The sequence below is a fragment of the Asticcacaulis currens genome, assembly GCF_028550395.1.
GTDB lineage: Bacteria > Pseudomonadota > Alphaproteobacteria > Caulobacterales > Caulobacteraceae > Asticcacaulis > Asticcacaulis currens.
In genome coordinates, this window is record NZ_JAQQKW010000017.1 from 17,240 (window position 1) to 32,375 (window position 15,136).

A 15,136-nucleotide genomic window follows, 5' to 3' on the forward strand; every position below is an offset into this window, starting at 1 on the left:
CAACGGGTTCGTAAAAACGTCTTTATAAATTTGACACATAGCGTTGAAACCGACCGGTTTTTCGCGTTTCCGGCGCAAGATTGTCGAGGGTTTCGTCGCCGAATTAAAAAAAATTCATCAGGCGAGAAAATATTCCATCGCGCATCCTTTGCCTTAACTATCGGACATGTTTGGGTTTTTAGCATAAACTCGTACAAAAAGGCTTGCCTGTGGCCCAAATGTTACGCGCGGTGGCACGATAAGCACCTTGACGGGGTGAGGGAGGATTGCTTTTTTAGTCCGCAAATCACTTTGTAACCATTGGTGTAACAGAGGGATCGTCCATGCCCGGTCATCCGGCAGGGCAGGGACAAAGGTTTGTGCGCAGCGCAGCCGGATGCGGGCGAAGATCCGTAACGGTGCGTAACACAAGAGAGGTTCACGACGGGACATGCGACCCCAGAAGGGAAACATGCACTGGCGTGGTCCGCGTTCTAAACATGTCTTAGGCTTAAACCAGGGGGTTCACGCTGCCCCCGAAATCCTTGGTCAGCCCTCCTACCGGGGGTTATCCTTATTCAGGAATTGGCGAAAAATGCTCGAACACAAGAAACACAATCCGCTCATTGCTCTGCTCGGCGCCGCTGCGCTGTTCGTGAGCGTTCCGACGATCGCCGCCGCGGCTGCGGCTACGTCGCCTGCCGCTGCCGAAGCTCCGGCCGCTGCCGCTCCGGCTGCTGCCGAAGAGTCGTCCACCTCGTCCGCTTCGGGCGGCCATGGCAAGATCACCGTTTCGTCGATGTTCATGCAGGCCGTGCCGGTCGTTAAGGCCGTCATGATCGGCCTGATCCTCGCGTCCGTCATCTCCTGGACCATCCTGGTCATCAAGCTGATGTTCTTCGCGAAGCTCAACAAGTCTTCGAACAACTATCTCGAAGCCTTCCGCGGCGCCCGTTCGATCGCCGACATCAACCGCATCTCGACCTCGGACGAGTTCGCTGGCAACCCGATGGCCGACATGGCCGCCGTCGCCACCGAAGAAATCCAGATCTCGAAGCAAGCCGGCCTTCAGGTTTCGGGCGAGCACCGCGACTCGACCCTGCACCGCGCCTCGTCCTCGATCAACGCTGTTCAGGCCGGTCTGGCCAAGCGTCTGTCGGGTGGCCTGACCTTCCTCGCTTCGACCGGTTCGATCGGGCCTTTCGTTGGTCTGTTCGGTACGGTTTACGGCATCATGAACTCGTTCATCGGTATCGCTGACTCGGGTACGACCAACCTGGCCGTCGTGGCTCCGGGTATCGCTGAAGCCCTGCTCGCCACCGGTATCGGTCTGGCTGCCGCTATCCCGGCCGTCGTCATGTACAACATCTTCAACACCTCGATCGCTGCCTACGGTACTCGTTCGGAGCAATTCGTTTCGGAACTGATGAACTCGCTGTCGCGTCAACTCGACAAAGGGGCGTAAGTACTCATGGGAGCCAAGCTATCCTCTGGCAGCGGCGGCTCGAAGTTTCATATCGAGCAGAACAGCGAAATTAACGTTACGCCGTTCGTCGATATCATGCTGGTTCTTCTGATTATCTTCATGGTGGCCGCTCCCATGGCCTCCGTGTCGATCGAGGTGAACCTTCCGACAGCCGTCGCCCCGCCGCAACAAAACCCGCCCAAGCCGATCTATATCTCCATCCAGCAGGATGGCGGTGTGTTCATCGGTGATCATCAGACGTCTCTGGCTGATCTCGGCGCTGACATGAAGATTCAGGTCGGCAAACGTGATCCGGACAAGGAGCGCATCTTCATTCGTTGCGACCGCAAGACCCGCTATGCGGACTTCATGCAGGTGATGAATGCCCTTCAGGACAATGGCTACTACAGCGTTGCTCTGATCGGTGAAGATGGTAACAAGTAAGAGGGCCTGAGACTATGGAAGAGACCCCCCACAGGCGTCGAGATCCTATTCTCGACCCCCCGATTAACAAGGACAAAACGCCCTTGTTCGTCGGTATTGGCGTGGCGATCGTGGCCCACGTGGGACTGGCTTACTACATCTATCACGAAAAGTTCGAAATCAAGCCGGTGGAATATGAGGACACCAAGATTGATACCGAACTGGTAGATCTGGCGCCGCCCCCGCCGCCTCCACCGCCGCCGCCGCCCCCGCCGCCTGACATGCCTCCGCCTCCGCCGAAGCTGCAGGTTCGCGAACCGGTGATCCAGACCGACGCACCTCCGCCGCCTGCTCCGATCCAGATCGAAGCGACGAAGAAGGAAGACCGCGTCGAGTATAAGGGGCCGCCGCAAATCGTCCCGGGACCTCCGCCGCCTCCGGCTCCGGTCGTTCCCGCTGGTCCGCGCTACACGACGGCTCAATGGACGCCGCCGACGTCGGACCAGATGCTTGACCTCTACCCGCCGCGTGCTCAGGACGCGGAAGTTGAAGGCGAAGTCACCATTGACTGCGTCCTCAGCTCGGAAGGCAAGATCACGGGCTGTAGCGTCGAAAGCGAAAAGCCTGCGGGCTATGGCTTCGGTGCGGCGACCGTGAAGGGCTTTATGCGCTACGCCAAGATCAAGAAGGGCACCGATGGTGAACTTCGTGACGGCGACCACAAGAAGTTCCGCTTCAAGTGGACCCTGCAATAGGTTCCTGATCCTTATTCAGAAAAGCCCTCCGGTCTCGCCGGGGGGCTTTTTTGTTGCCTGTTTCCTATGCGACAGGCAGGCACGATAGCGGAAAGAGGTGGTGTACTGAACGGACGGATGCGGTCGCTCCGGTTACCTATGCCGTGATCACGAAAAAGGCATTTGAACTTAACATTGCTAAGTGATATGTTTCGCTAAGTGATCGGATCGTCCTATCACCCCGTGAACGTTCTGAGGCGAGGGGGCCTTGAGAAGCCGGGGCCTATACATCGAAAAACATGCCGACCCCGCTCGGCCGCCGACCGTTGCCTGCTTTCCGGACAGGCGCGGATAATCAGGAAAGGAAACCCCCGCATGGCATCCGCTCTCATCCCCCCGACCCGTAACCCGCTGTTTCAAACGCCCGCGCAAAAGCGTCTGTCACCTCCCGTCGTGATGGGTATCGCCGTGGCCACCCTTGTCCATCTGGGGCTGGCGGCCTACATCATCCATGAGCGCTTTGAAGTAAAACTAGCCGAAACACCGGATGGCACCAAGGTGATGGAAGCACCGATGGTGATTATCGAGCCGAAACCTGCCCCTGTTGTCGAAAAGCCCAGAACGCAGAGCCCGCCCATTCGCCTGAATACCCCGGACCATATCTCACAGCCGGTTGAAAACCCATTGCCTGTGGTAGAAACGCCGACCAGTTTTCCCGAAACCGTTGGCCCCGTGACCAGCTATTCGGCGCAACCCGGCCCGGTGGTTGAAAGCGGCCCGGTCCAGGCGACTGGCCCTACCTATGTCAAGGCGGTGTGGTCGCGCTTCCCCGATTCGGCCACCTTGCTGGAATACTACCCGGCCCGTGCCATGGATGCCGAGGTCGAAGGGGCGGCAACGCTCGCCTGTACGGTGCGCGATACCAAGGGCCGGGTAAAGTGCGAGGTCCTTTCCGAAAGCCCCAGAGGCTATGGATTCGGAGATGCGGCGGTGCGTGCCGTGGAAGCCAAGGGCCGCGCCGATACCTCCAATGGAGCGGTCGAGGTCGGTGCCACCATGCGCGTCAAGATGGGCTTTGCTCTCCAATAGGCGCGATGCCCATATCTGTCCAAAGGCCTCCGGTTTTCCGGAGGCCTTTTTACGTGCGGCTTATGCGTCAGCGGCCGGCATTTATTGACCGTCCCCTTTTGACACGCCATTATGTTTCAGGAAAAATCCGAGGGAGCTGTCCATGCCTGCGCGTCTGAAATCCATCCTGAGCCCGAAAAGTCTGACCTTTGCCGCCCTGATTGCGGTCGCCGGGACTCTGGTGGCGTGCGAAACGAACGACACCCTCGGCCGCAGCCAGTTCCTGCTGGTGGATAATGCCGATCTGGAGCCCTCAGCGCTGCAAGGGTGGCAGGAGTTGATGCGGACCTCGAAAATCTCCAGCGACGCTGCGCTGAACCGCCGGGTGAAGACGGTCGGTGCCAAAATCGTTGCGGCGGCAGGGTATAACCCCAATCAGTGGGAATATGTGCTCTTTCAGGACGATCAGCCCAACGCCTTCGTCATCCCCGGCAATAAGGTCGGGGTGAATACCGGCCTGTTCAAGGTGGTCAAGAATGACGACCAGCTGGCGGCGGTTCTGGGTCACGAAACGGCGCACGTGCTGGGCAAGCACGCGGCTGAACGTTATTCGCAGCAGGTGGGCACGCAGATCGCGTTGCAAACCGCTGCCGGAGCCACATCGGGCCGTACCCAGCAGATCATCGCCAATTACGGCGGCATGGGCGCGCAACTGGGGCTTCTGCTGCCCTATTCGCGCAAGCACGAACTGGAGGCTGACCGGATCGGTGTCGATATCATGGTCAAGGCGGGCTACAAGGCCTCGGAGTCCATCGCCCTGTGGCGCAATATGCAGGCTCTGAATCAGGGCAAGCCGCCGGAATTCCTTTCGACCCACCCGTCGGACAATACGCGCATCGCGCAACTGGAAACCTATATCCAGTCAAAGGGCTACAAGTAGGCCCGCCGGATGTGCGGTTTTTTCAACGTTTATTGCGCTGGCGGGTGAAATTACCCCTTGATCGGAGGGCCGTCGCGGTTTAGAGGATCGGCCCTCACGATGGTCTGCCGTCTTAGCTCACTTGGTAGAGCGCCAGATTGTGGCTCTGGAGGTAGCTGGTTCGAAACCAGCAGACGGTACCATCGTGATAAAGCTCCCCAAAAACCTCGGACCTGGTCGTCAACGGACGGATTGACGCAAGGGCCGCGTGTGCTCTGGTCCTGCGGGCAAATCGGGATATAAGGCAGGCCTGAAAAGGATCTGCTCATGACTTCGTCTTTCAGCCTTATCGTCATCGGAGGCGGCATTACCGGCCTCAGCGTCGCCCTGCGCGCACTGGATTACGGGCTGGCGGTGACCCTGATCGCCAAAGACCGGGTCGAAGATACGACCTCGGCCCTGTCGGCGGGCATGATTGCCCCGGCGATGGAGGCTCTGACCGAACCGCAGCCGGATCTGTCCTATGCCCGCTATGTCGCGGCGCAAAAGCACTGGCCGGCCTTTGCCGCTGATCTGGGTCTCTCGGAAATCCTTGAAATGGCGCAGCCTGCCGTCTGGGTGTGGTCGGGTGAGGCGGGGCCGTCGCCCGACGACATGATGGCGCGCTTTACCGCTCTGGGTGCCAAGGGGCAGGTGATGGCCGAAGACGACCTCGCTCGACTGGGGTTTCAGGCCCCCCTTCAGGGGATCGAGATCATCGGCGAGTGGCTGATGGCAGCTGCGCCCGTACTGGCCTTTATGAAAACGCAGTTCGAGGCGCGCGGCGGGCGCTGGATCGACGCAGAGGTGGTGCAGGTCGCCCCCCGCAGCGTAGTTCTGTCTGACGGCACGATCTGTGAAGCCGGGCATGTGGCGGTCTGCGCGGGCTATGGTGCGGCAGCCTTTGCGGAGGCTGTGCCGTCATTGAAAGCCCTGATGCCCATCAAGGGCCATCTGCTCGACCGCGACGGGCGCAGCGACTCCGCTCTGGCCGGGCGGATGGTGCGTTCGCCCTGGGGCTACTGGGTGTTTCTGGACGGTCTGACCAAGTTTGGCGCCACCATGCAGGCGGGCCGGGCGGATGCGGCGGTGGAGCCCGGAGTCATCGACTCGCTGAAAGACAAGGCGCGCAAATTCACGCCTTCGACCGTTGCGGCGCTTGAGGGCGTTACGCCGCGCGTCGGGGTGCGGGCGGCCACCCCCGATCACTGGCCTATGATCGGACGCGACGCCAGCGGTGTCTATGTGGCGACCGGTATGCGTCGCAATGGCTGGATATATGGCCCCTATGCGGCCAGCGTTCTGACGGCGCTGATCACCGGACAGGAACCGCCGGAAGGGGCCGAGGCCTACGCCCCACAGCGCTTTTGATTCACACCTCGTTAACCTCCATCGGGCAAAATTTGCCCATCTTTTGGTTAATGCGCTCTATCCATGTCCGGTCCCGCGTCCCCTGTCCCCGACTCTTCCGGCCTGTCGCCGCGAAAGCAGAGTGTGGTTACCGCCATTACGCGGGCGGCCCAGCGGACGGGTGTGGATTTTTCTTACCTGCTGAAGACCGCGCAGCGCGAAAGTTCTCTGAACCCCAATGCCAAGGCCCCGACCTCTTCGGCGGCGGGCCTGTTTCAGTTCATTGAGCAGACATGGCTGGCCACCATCAAGAAGCACGGCGGCAAGCATGGCTATGGCGGCTATGCCGACGCCATCCGACAGGGCGGCAATGGTCAGTACTACGTAGCCGATGCCCAGGCGCGTCAGCAGGTGCTGGGCCTGCGTTACAATCAGGACGCTGCGGCGGCCATGGCGGCTGAAATGACCGCAGGCAATGCCGCCTATCTGAAAGGGCGCACCGGACGCAACCCGACCGCCGGTGAGCTTTATGCGGCGCATTTTCTGGGGCCGGCGGGGGCCGCTAATCTGATTGAGGCGGTGGAACGCCGTCCGGGGGCGACCGCAGCGGCTTTGTTTCCCGCGGCGGCCAATGCCAACCGCTCGATCTTTTACCGCAATGGGGCGCCTGTCAGCGCGGCGCAGCTTATGGCCAATCTCAATTCAAAGGCCGGTGGCACCGTGCAGATGCACCTGCCGGACGAGACGGACAGCGGTATGCTGCCGGAGGGCGACAATAAGGGCTTTCTGCTGGCGCGTCTGCAACGGGTACAGTCCGAAGCGCAACTGCTGAATATCGCCTTTGGCAGCGGAGCGGGCGATCAGAGCCTGCTGTTCGCCACCCAGCTTTTGTCTGCCTTCGGGCCAGACAAGGAAGCCCGCGAAGAGGGGGGCGGCAGCGGCTTCGTCTAGAGCGAATTTCGTTTAGGTTGAATCGAAATTTCGCTCTAACCTTTTGTTTTGTCGCGCATTTGATTCCGAAAACCGTTGCACACTTTTCGGAATGCGCTCTCGCGCCTTCGGTTCCTCTAAAAAAACTACGATCTAGCTGGCCGTAAGCGCGCGGCGCAGGGCGTCTTCGGATTGCGGCAGCAGCAGGGGGCGCACACCGAGGGCGCTCAGCGGCTCCGCCTGCTGACCGTCGGGCAGCAGGGCCAGAATGGTCAGGGTTTCACGCGCCTGCGTGGCGCGCAGCCGCTCCAGCCACTCCGACAGCTTCTGACGATGGCTGTCATTGTCGAGATCCTCGAACGCCCCTGTGGCGATCAGCACCGCGTCAATATCCCCCTTGGCGGCCAGCGAGACGGCGCGCGGGCGCGTGGTGGCGGTCAGGCAGCGATGACCCAGTCCTTCCAGCGTGTCACGCAATTCGACAGACCGCAGGGAGTCGTTGGAAATCAGCATGACCTTCAGACCCCTGACGGGCTTAGGGACATCCGTTTCGGGCGCGCCGACCGGGCGAGGGACAGTGGCGGTGGCGTCATAGGGCAGGTCGATCCAGAATTTCGAGCCGACGTCCGGCGTGCTCTGCGCGCCGACCTCACCATGCATCAGCTCGGCCAGACGGCGCGACAGGTTGAGCCCCAACCCGGCCCCTGAATAGCCGGCGGAGGTGCGCGCAATCCGTTCATGCGGCAGGAAGGCGCGGTGCAGTTCATCCGCTTCCAGCCCCGGTCCCGAATCCACCACCTCCAGACGTAACCGCCCGTCTGCGGGCGGCAGCAGTTTGACCTCGACCTTGCCCTTGGGCGTGTACTGGATGGCATTGGCCAGAAGATGCGAGAGTATTTGCTCGACGCGCACCGCATCGCCGATCGCGGCACCGGTATTTTGGGATGGCGGCAGGGTCAGGGTGAGGTCCAGCCCCTTGGCATCGGCCATGTCGTGAAATCCGGCAGTGACGTGGCGGATCAGGCCCTCAAGGTCGAGCGGGCGCGGGTCCAGTATCATCTGGCCGGAACGGGCCTCATCCTCGTCCAGCGTCGTCGTGATCAGGCCCAGCAGGTGTTCGATCTCACTGCGCGCGCTTTCGACAAAGTGGCGCGGCGCGGGGGCGCGGCTAAGGTGCGACAGGCCTTGCCCCAGGGTCTGGTCCACGCTGCGCAGGCCCGTGGCGATTTCGCGCGACAGGGTCTGCATCAGGGCCATCTGATCGCGGGTCAGGCTGTCGCGCGCCGTAAGGGCGGCTTCGCGTTCTTCCAGCGTGCGCCGCTGGGCAAAGGTAAGGTGATAGTGTTCCTGAAGGTGACGGTTCATGATCAGCCCAAGAGCCAGTGCCATGGCCAGACCGCCGGTGACCAGCCCCGTCCACTCGCCGTCGGGATGGGTGAGATTAAGCGCCAGTATTGGGCCCGCCATGGCCAGAGGGGCCAGTGTCAGCAGAAACAGCAGGACCGGGGCGCTGAAAAAGATAATGCCGACGGCGCCGCCGGCACAGAGCGTGGCAAATACCTGCGCCGCCTGACCGCCCCCAATGCAGCTCAAGGAGGCGACGAGCAGGCTCAGCGCCCACAACGCCCCGCACAGCCATTGGCGACGCAACCGGACATTCAGACTGTGGCGGGTCGGACATTCGTCGGTTTTCAGCGACGGCTTGAGCAGGAAGAAGGCCGCCCAGACGCAGGCGAACAGCGCGATATTCAGCGCGATTTCCAGCGGCGACATGAAATAGTTGGCGCCCCAGATGTAGGCGGGCAGCCCGGTGGCGAAAAAGCCGAGCGCATAAGGCAGCAGACGCACCTGCGCCCTAAGACCGTAATCAAGGACGATCTGGTCATCAGACAGGGCGGCGGCGGGCGTGAACTCGGACATGCACAGACTATGGCGCAAACTGATTGCGGTCCCGTTACCGAACCGGGCAGGGCTCGAAAAAATTAACTTTTGATGCGGAGTGCACCTGCCGCAGGGACTTTGGTAAGTATTCGTTAAGGGGCGGGGCGGACAATCCGCATAAGCGCGCCGCAATGACTCGTGCGGTGCGAAATTGTCAGGACCTTTCCCATGACCGCTTCGCGTAGCCTGCTTTCCGAAACGGATGTCGCCCGACTGGTGCGCAGTGACAATGCCGATGACCGCGCCGTGGCCACGCACAAGGTGTGTCGCCTGATGGAGCGCAGCGAACTCAGCGAGGTCGAGCGCGCCGCGGCACAGGAAATCATCCGTCTGCTGGCCGACGACGCCGCCGAACTGGTGCGCAAGTCGCTGGCGGTGACGCTGCGTACCTCCAGCCTTCTGCCGCACGATGTGGCGGTGCGCCTGTCCCGTGACGTGCAATCGGTCGCCGTGCCGGTCCTCAGCTATTCCCCCGTCTTTACCGATGAGGACCTGGCCGAAATCATCCGCTCCGGCGGGCCGGTGCGTCAGATCGCGGTGGCGCGCCGCGAAACCCTGTCCGAGCCGGTGACGACCGCTCTGGCGCAGCACGGGGTGGAGGAGGCCGTGGTGATTGCCTGCGCCAATACGCAGGCCGTCTTCAGCGACAGCGGGATGACGGCGGTTCTGGACCGCTTTGGCGACTCCGAAGTCGTGCAGAACACGCTGGTCAATCGTCCGCACCTGCCTGTGTCCGTCACCGAAAAACTGATCCATCTGGTCAGTCAGTCGCTGAAGGAACAACTGGTGTCGCGGCATGCCATTCAGCCGGAAACGGCGGTGCAGATTACCGAGGCGACGCAGGAACGCGCCACGCTGGATGTCGCCGACCAGACAGGCGCCAGCCGTGATCCGGCGGCTCTGGCCCGTCACCTGGTGATCGCCGGACGCATGACGCCATCCCTGATCCTGCGGGCTTTGGCGCGCGGCCATATGGTCTTTTTCGAACATGCGCTCGCCGAGTTGTCGGGCGTCCCACATGACCGCTGCTGGCTGATGGTGCATGATGCCGGGGCTCTGGGCCTGCGCGCCATCTATGATCGGGCGGGCCTGCCGGCGCGCATGTTCCAGACCTTCCGTATCGCGGTGGACACCTACCATGCGCTGGCCAGTGAAAACGCCGATCCGGACGTGATGCGCTTTCAGGCACGCATGATCGAACGCTTCCTGACGCAGGTGCCGTTCGCGCCGCGCGAAGATCTGATCTATCTCTATGAGCGTCTTGACCGCGACGCGCGTGGCCGCCGCCGGGGGGCGAAGTCCGGCCTGCAAGCCGCCTGACCAAAGAAAAAGCCCGGTCGTAAAACCGGGCTTTTTCGTTATTGAGCCGGGACTGTCTCTCTGGCTTTGGCTTCGGCCACCGCCGTCTCCGTAAAGCCGATTAGGTCCACCGTCACGCGCGAGGCGGCGGTTTCAAACCCTTCGATCAGCGGGGCGAGATTGCCCTTGCGCACGGCGACTTCTGAGGCGATGAACTTTTCCGCCATCACCTGCCGGTCCTTCAGGCGGACCAGCCGGGCATCCAGCGCCACGATGACCGTCGGGCGGCGTTTGGCGTAGGCGGCTTCGAAGCGGCGGACCGTGACGTCGAGGCGGTAGTCACCGGACAAGCGTCCCTGATCGCCGAGGCGCACTTCGGGGCTGGCCTGACGGGCGAACCCTTCGGACATCAGGTCGCGGAACTGCCCCTGGGCGGTACTGGCCCAGCGGCCACCGGACACGAAGGACACCTCATTGCCTTCGGTAGTGACGATGCGGTCACCGGCCGACGCGCGCGGGAAACCGTCGAAATTAACGAAAACATCGACCGGTTTGGCGTCGGGCGAGGCGGGCGGTGCCTTGACATCGCCCTTTTCCAGCAGGGCCGGATTGAAGCGGATGCTGTAAAGCTGAACCGGTTTGACTTCGGGCAGCAGGGTGATGCAGCCGGTCAGTCCGGTGGCCAGCCCGGCGGTCAGCAGACTGAGGGCCAGAGAGCGGCGTGTGGTGCGCGTCATCATTACGGGTTGACCTTTCTCTCTTTGGCTTTGGGCTTGTCGAGCAGACCCTGCGGGCTGGCGCGAACCTCTTCGACCAGATCTTCGACCGAGCGGGTCGCCTGATTGAGGTTGCGCAGGCTGTCCGACAGGGCGGGAAGGGTGGTTTCCGACACCTCATTGATCGGGCCCTGCGCCGCCTTGGACAGGTTGGCCACCTCGGTGGCCGCATTGGCCAGTTGCGCCGCCGCTTCGTCAATGCGGTTCATGGTCTGGGGCACACGATCCTTGACCAGAACATCGGCGGAATTGGCCAGCTTCGACAGGTTTTCCGCCGCGATACCGGCCTGCACGATGGCCTCATGGGCGTCATCGAGCAGTTGCTTGCGATTTTTGAGGTCTTCGGTCACTTCGCCGATATCGCCGGTGATGTCCTCAATATTTTTCATCGTCTTGGAGAAGGCGTTGAGATTTTCGTCGGACATCAGGCGGTTGATGCGGTTCAGCGACTCATAGGCGCTTTCGATCACGCCGCCTGACCCGGCCAGCAGCTTGTCCAGCCGGCTTTCGGTCGCGCGAATGACCGGATTGGGGGCCCCAAGACCCGGCGCGCGCTTTAAAAGCGCGGCCTCTTTGGAGCCCGGCGAAATCTGAATGTAATTGAGACCGGTCACGCCCAGCGGCTCCAGCACGGCGGTGGAATCGACGCGCACAGGCGTGGTGGAATCGACGCGTACAGTGGCGATCACCTGAGCCGTATTGGCCTTCCCGAGCCGCAGTTCGCGCACCTCACCGACCTTGATGCCGTTGAAATGCACTTCGCCCCCCTCGGTCAGGCCGTTAACGGAGGAATTGAATACGACGTCGTATTCCGAATAGGTTTCGTTGAAACTGCCTTGGATCAGCCAGAAGGCAAAGACAAAGGCCGCCGCCGTGAGCACCAGCGTGATCAGTCCGACAACCGCATAATGGGCCTGTCTTTCCATTTACTTTCCTCTCGTCACGGCGCGTGTAGCGTTCAGGCTCGCCGTGTTGGCGTGGACACAAACTCGGCAGGTCATGACGCGTCTCCTGTACCCCGGCTTTGCGAAGACCGGCCGCGCGGGCCGTTGAAATACTCATGTATCCACGGGTGGTCCGACTGTTCCAGCACGCTCGGTGGGGCCTGCGCCACCACGCGCTTGTCCGCCAGCACCGCCACTTCATCGCAGATCGCGTAAAGGCTGTCGAGATCGTGGGTGATCATGAAGACGGTCAGGTTCAGACTGTCGGAAAGTTCGCGGATCAGCGCGTCGAACGCCGCCGCTCCGATGGGGTCGAGGCCGGCGGTCGGCTCATCAAGGAACAGAAGCTCCGGATCGAGCACCAGGGCGCGCGCCAGCGCCGTGCGCTTGATCATGCCTCCCGACAGTTCCGAAGGCCGCTTGTCGGCGGCGTCGAGCGGCAAACCTGCCAGCGCCATCTTCATCAGGCCGATTTCGCGCATCTGAGCCGGTTTCAGCCGGGCATATTCGGTTAGGGGCACACAGACATTTTCAATGACGCTGAGCGCCGAAAAGAGAGCACCGCTCTGGAACAGAACGCCAAAGCGCGACTGCATAAGGCGCAACTGTTTCTCGTTAAGCCGGGTGATGTCCTTGCCGAACAGGTGAATAGCGCCTTTGGACGGCTTTTGCAGGCCAAGGATCGAGTTGAGCAGCACCGTCTTGCCGGTACCGGAACCGCCGACGACGCCGATCACCTTGCCGCGCTCGACCGTCAGTTCGAGATTGTCATGGACGATGTTGGAACCGAACTGGTTACGCAACCCCTCGATAACGATGGGCGGTGCGGCCGGGGTGGAGACGGGTGAGGGGGCTTCGGTCATCAGAAGTCAAACCCGTTGAACATCATGGCGACGATGGCGTCGATGAGAATAATTGTGAAGATGGCCTGCACCACGGCGCGCGTCACCTGACGGCCCAGCGAAATGACGTCTTCGGTGACGTTCATGCCCAGTCGGCAACCGATAATGGTGATGGCAATGGCAAACAGCGGCACCTTGATCATGCCGACAAAGAAATTCACGAACGGCACATATTCCGTCATGCGGATCGAAAAGAAGTGCGGCCCATAGCCCAGTTGCGCCCACACCACGACAAAGCCGCCGAACAGACCCGCCATGGACCCGGCGAAGGTCACCAGCGGCATGGTCAGGATCAGCGCGGCGAGGCGTGGAAAGATCAGGGCGTCGAACGGGTTGATCCCCATCACGCGCATGGCGCTGATTTCCTGATTCATCTTCATGGCGCCGATTTCAGCGGTGAAGGACGAGGCTGAGCGCCCGGCGATCAGGACGGCGGCAATGACCGGACCGAATTCGCGCAGGACCGAAATGCCGATCAGCTCAACCGCGAAGACCGCGGCCCCGAACTGCTGAAGCTGTAGGATGCCGAGAAAGGCAATCACTGCACCCACAAAGAAGTTGGTGACGCACACGACCATCAGCGAACCGAAACCCGCCTGCTGCATCTGAGCCACGAGCGGCGTCCAGCGGATGCGTCCCGGCGTAATGATCGACAGGAAGGCGGTAACGACCAGATGTCCGATAAAGATATTCAGGTCGCCCAGATCCTTTAAGCCCTCTTCGGTCCGGCGGCCCAGTCGGGCCAGTCGGGCAATGATCGGATTGGGCTTTTGCTGCGCCGTTGCCTTTTGCGCTTCGACCACCTTCGGCTGAATGTCGCGAATGAGCGCATAGACAGCACCGATGCGCGGATCGTCGGCAAACAGGGCATCGTCGCCATGCTCCCCCAGGGCAGCGCGCAGGGCATAGGCCCCGGCCGTATCGAAGCCGGTCAGCGACTGGGTCTCGATGCGAATCTCTTGCGCGGATTTCAGCGCCGATTTCAGGCGCTCGCCCGCGTCGCGCAGGCCGATGGCGGTCCAGTCCCCTGTCAGGCTGACGACCCTTGCCTCCCCACCCGGCGGCGTCTCAATTTTAAAATCAGCCTTCGACATCAAACCTGAGGGTAAAAGCAAAACGCGTTACGCGCCACTCTTCAATCCATAGCGGATATAGCGCCGAAAAGATAAGGTTCCGGAAATAAGGAGACAATAGGCACTCCCTTTCCGTAAGGACAGTCCTGTCCTTTGACGGGCAGTCTATCGTACTCTGAGGGAATTGCGCAGCGTAATGACGAACACGCCCGTCAAAGAGGCGCAGGAGTGGGGTAATGTGGTTATTCCGCACCCGCCAGACGGATACGCCAGATGCCGCGGATGCCGTCGAATTCGACCACCTTGCCCTTGCGCACCACCTCGATGCGCCCGGCTTCGACCAGTTGCCCGATGGCGGCGCGCACCTGCGGCAACTGACGCCGCCAGTTTTCGGCGTTTATAGTTTTGGCGACTTGATTGGGGCTCAAGGTTTCCTTATCTCCCAACTCGGTCAGGAGTTCGATAATCAGCTCTTCCACCGGGTTCGACATGGGGCCCAATCTTCTTGTGTGTTTGAAACGAGGTATGCAATGGCCGATCAGCCCAAACCCCTTCAGGTCAAGGACGGCGATTTCAAAGGGTGGTTCCTTTCGCCCTTCCATGACGACTATGTCAACCATATCGGGCCGTTTTATTATCTGCCCGGCGCGGATGGCACAATGCAGGTGGCGCTGAAGGTCGAACAGAGACACCTCAATGGCGGCGGTATCATGCACGGCGGCTGCCTGCTGTCGCTGGCCGATACGGCGCTGTACGTCTTTGCGCTGGACAATCTGCAAACCTCAGGCGGCGTGACCATGCAACTGGATGCGCAATTCCTCAGCCCCGGCAATCTGGGCGACATCGTGATTGCCACCGGTGAGATTACCCGTGCTGGTCAATCGACCATCTTCGGCCGGGGTCAGATCAAGGTCGGCGACCGCATGGTCATGACCTTCTCCGGCGTCATCAAGCGCGCCAGCAAGTCGGGGGCCTAAGGATTTTGGCCACGAAAAACACGAAAAGCACCAAAGGCTGCGGTATTGATCTTGCCCGAAGGGCCATTATTGAGCCGCCCAGAGATACGCTTGGCGCTTCGCGCCGAAGGATGAACGTCGCCGTTCGTGCTTTTCGTGTTGTTCGTGGCTGATCTTCCAACCCTTAACGCAGCGCGACCTCATAGGTGGCCTGTGTCCGGGCGGCGATGTCGTCGAGGGTGACATCTGGGGCCAGTTCGACCAGCACGAGGCCTGAGCCGTCGGGCTTGACCTCAAACACGCCGAGCGTCGAGATGATCAGATCGACCACGCCCGCC

General features: G+C 61.3%; 15 protein-coding genes and 1 tRNA gene. 10 read left to right on the forward strand and 6 right to left on the reverse strand.

The features are described from left to right. The first annotated feature begins 574 nt into the window (after positions 1 to 574). From PQU94_RS17845 to PQU94_RS17880, 8 genes are all read left to right on the forward strand, one after another. Entirely contained in the window at positions 575 to 1,444 is an 870-nt protein-coding gene (locus PQU94_RS17845) for a MotA/TolQ/ExbB proton channel family protein (protein ID WP_272742784.1), read from the forward strand. 6 nt (positions 1,445 to 1,450) lie between these two features. Further along, on the forward strand, positions 1,451 to 1,888 hold the full coding sequence (locus PQU94_RS17850; RefSeq protein WP_272742785.1) for an ExbD/TolR family protein: 438 nt from the start codon (positions 1,451 to 1,453) through the stop codon (positions 1,886 to 1,888). 83 nt (positions 1,889 to 1,971) lie between these two features. After that, the gene (locus PQU94_RS17855) at positions 1,972 to 2,622 is read left to right on the forward strand and encodes an energy transducer TonB (protein WP_272742786.1); all 651 of its coding nucleotides are present in this window, start codon (positions 1,972 to 1,974) and stop codon (positions 2,620 to 2,622) included. Between the two features lie 354 nt (positions 2,623 to 2,976). Beyond that, entirely contained in the window at positions 2,977 to 3,690 is a 714-nt protein-coding gene (locus PQU94_RS17860) for an energy transducer TonB (RefSeq protein WP_272742787.1), read from the forward strand. A 142-nt stretch (positions 3,691 to 3,832) separates the two neighbouring features. Further along, complete coding sequence (locus tag PQU94_RS17865) at positions 3,833 to 4,609, forward strand: M48 family metallopeptidase (protein WP_272742788.1); 777 nt, start codon at positions 3,833 to 3,835, stop codon at positions 4,607 to 4,609. A gap of 106 nt (positions 4,610 to 4,715) precedes the next feature. Further along, positions 4,716 to 4,791: transfer RNA gene (locus PQU94_RS17870), tRNA-His, on the forward strand. 124 nt (positions 4,792 to 4,915) lie between these two features. Then, on the forward strand, positions 4,916 to 5,998 hold the full coding sequence (locus PQU94_RS17875; protein WP_272742789.1) for an NAD(P)/FAD-dependent oxidoreductase: 1,083 nt from the start codon (positions 4,916 to 4,918) through the stop codon (positions 5,996 to 5,998). 63 nt (positions 5,999 to 6,061) lie between these two features. Continuing rightward, a complete protein-coding gene (locus tag PQU94_RS17880) occupies positions 6,062 to 6,928 on the forward strand; it encodes a transglycosylase SLT domain-containing protein (protein WP_272742790.1) in 867 nt (288 codons plus the stop codon). Between the two features lie 132 nt (positions 6,929 to 7,060). On the opposite strand, the gene PQU94_RS17885 is transcribed toward PQU94_RS17880, so the two are convergent. Then, entirely contained in the window at positions 7,061 to 8,827 is a 1,767-nt protein-coding gene (locus PQU94_RS17885; RefSeq protein ID WP_272742791.1) for a sensor histidine kinase, read from the reverse strand. Between the two features lie 189 nt (positions 8,828 to 9,016). On the opposite strand from PQU94_RS17885, the gene spbR reads away from it, so the two are divergent. Then, positions 9,017 to 10,168 carry a SpbR family protein gene (spbR, locus tag PQU94_RS17890; protein WP_272742792.1) on the forward strand — a complete coding sequence of 384 codons (1,152 nt, stop codon included), beginning with the start codon at positions 9,017 to 9,019 and terminating at the stop codon, positions 10,166 to 10,168. Positions 10,169 to 10,206: 38 nt separating this feature from the next. Here the strand turns inward: spbR and PQU94_RS17895 are convergent, their stop codons facing one another. The 5 genes from PQU94_RS17895 to PQU94_RS17915 form a co-directional block, all read right to left on the reverse strand. After that, entirely contained in the window at positions 10,207 to 10,887 is a 681-nt protein-coding gene (locus tag PQU94_RS17895) for an ABC-type transport auxiliary lipoprotein family protein (protein ID WP_272742793.1), read from the reverse strand. Continuing rightward, positions 10,887 to 11,849 (reverse strand): MlaD family protein, encoded by a 963-nt coding sequence (locus PQU94_RS17900; protein WP_272742794.1) that lies wholly within the window; start codon positions 11,847 to 11,849, stop codon positions 10,887 to 10,889. Before PQU94_RS17900 ends, PQU94_RS17895 begins: the two co-directional genes overlap by 1 nt. A gap of 71 nt (positions 11,850 to 11,920) precedes the next feature. Continuing rightward, the gene (locus PQU94_RS17905) at positions 11,921 to 12,730 is read right to left on the reverse strand and encodes an ABC transporter ATP-binding protein (RefSeq protein ID WP_272742795.1); all 810 of its coding nucleotides are present in this window, start codon (positions 12,728 to 12,730) and stop codon (positions 11,921 to 11,923) included. Then, positions 12,730 to 13,863, reverse strand: coding sequence for an MlaE family ABC transporter permease (locus PQU94_RS17910; RefSeq protein ID WP_272742796.1), 1,134 nt, complete (start codon positions 13,861 to 13,863; stop codon positions 12,730 to 12,732). The genes PQU94_RS17905 and PQU94_RS17910 overlap by 1 nt, the downstream gene beginning before the upstream one ends. 221 nt (positions 13,864 to 14,084) lie before the next feature. Continuing rightward, positions 14,085 to 14,333, reverse strand: a complete 249-nt coding sequence (locus PQU94_RS17915; protein WP_272742797.1) for a DUF3253 domain-containing protein — start codon at positions 14,331 to 14,333, stop codon at positions 14,085 to 14,087. 39 nt (positions 14,334 to 14,372) lie between these two features. On the opposite strand from PQU94_RS17915, the gene PQU94_RS17920 reads away from it, so the two are divergent. Continuing rightward, the gene (locus PQU94_RS17920; RefSeq protein ID WP_272742798.1) at positions 14,373 to 14,819 is read left to right on the forward strand and encodes a PaaI family thioesterase; all 447 of its coding nucleotides are present in this window, start codon (positions 14,373 to 14,375) and stop codon (positions 14,817 to 14,819) included. The last annotated feature ends 317 nt before the right edge of the window (positions 14,820 to 15,136 follow it).

Coding starts and splice junctions, on each gene's coding strand:
- PQU94_RS17865 (WP_272742788.1), top strand. CDS start 3,833: ATGCCTGCGCGTCTGAAATCCATCCTGAGCCCGAAAAGTCTGACCTTT.
- PQU94_RS17875 (WP_272742789.1), top strand. CDS start 4,916: ATGACTTCGTCTTTCAGCCTTATCGTCATCGGAGGCGGCATTACCGGC.
- PQU94_RS17850 (WP_272742785.1), top strand. CDS start 1,451: ATGGGAGCCAAGCTATCCTCTGGCAGCGGCGGCTCGAAGTTTCATATC.
- spbR (WP_272742792.1), top strand. CDS start 9,017: ATGACCGCTTCGCGTAGCCTGCTTTCCGAAACGGATGTCGCCCGACTG.
- PQU94_RS17880 (WP_272742790.1), top strand. CDS start 6,062: ATGTCCGGTCCCGCGTCCCCTGTCCCCGACTCTTCCGGCCTGTCGCCG.
- PQU94_RS17900 (WP_272742794.1), bottom strand. CDS start 11,849: ATGGAAAGACAGGCCCATTATGCGGTTGTCGGACTGATCACGCTGGTG.
- PQU94_RS17860 (WP_272742787.1), top strand. CDS start 2,977: ATGGCATCCGCTCTCATCCCCCCGACCCGTAACCCGCTGTTTCAAACG.
- PQU94_RS17845 (WP_272742784.1), top strand. CDS start 575: ATGCTCGAACACAAGAAACACAATCCGCTCATTGCTCTGCTCGGCGCC.
- PQU94_RS17915 (WP_272742797.1), bottom strand. CDS start 14,333: ATGTCGAACCCGGTGGAAGAGCTGATTATCGAACTCCTGACCGAGTTG.
- PQU94_RS17920 (WP_272742798.1), top strand. CDS start 14,373: ATGGCCGATCAGCCCAAACCCCTTCAGGTCAAGGACGGCGATTTCAAA.
- PQU94_RS17910 (WP_272742796.1), bottom strand. CDS start 13,863: ATGTCGAAGGCTGATTTTAAAATTGAGACGCCGCCGGGTGGGGAGGCA.
- PQU94_RS17895 (WP_272742793.1), bottom strand. CDS start 10,887: ATGATGACGCGCACCACACGCCGCTCTCTGGCCCTCAGTCTGCTGACC.
- PQU94_RS17905 (WP_272742795.1), bottom strand. CDS start 12,730: ATGACCGAAGCCCCCTCACCCGTCTCCACCCCGGCCGCACCGCCCATC.
- PQU94_RS17885 (WP_272742791.1), bottom strand. CDS start 8,827: ATGTCCGAGTTCACGCCCGCCGCCGCCCTGTCTGATGACCAGATCGTC.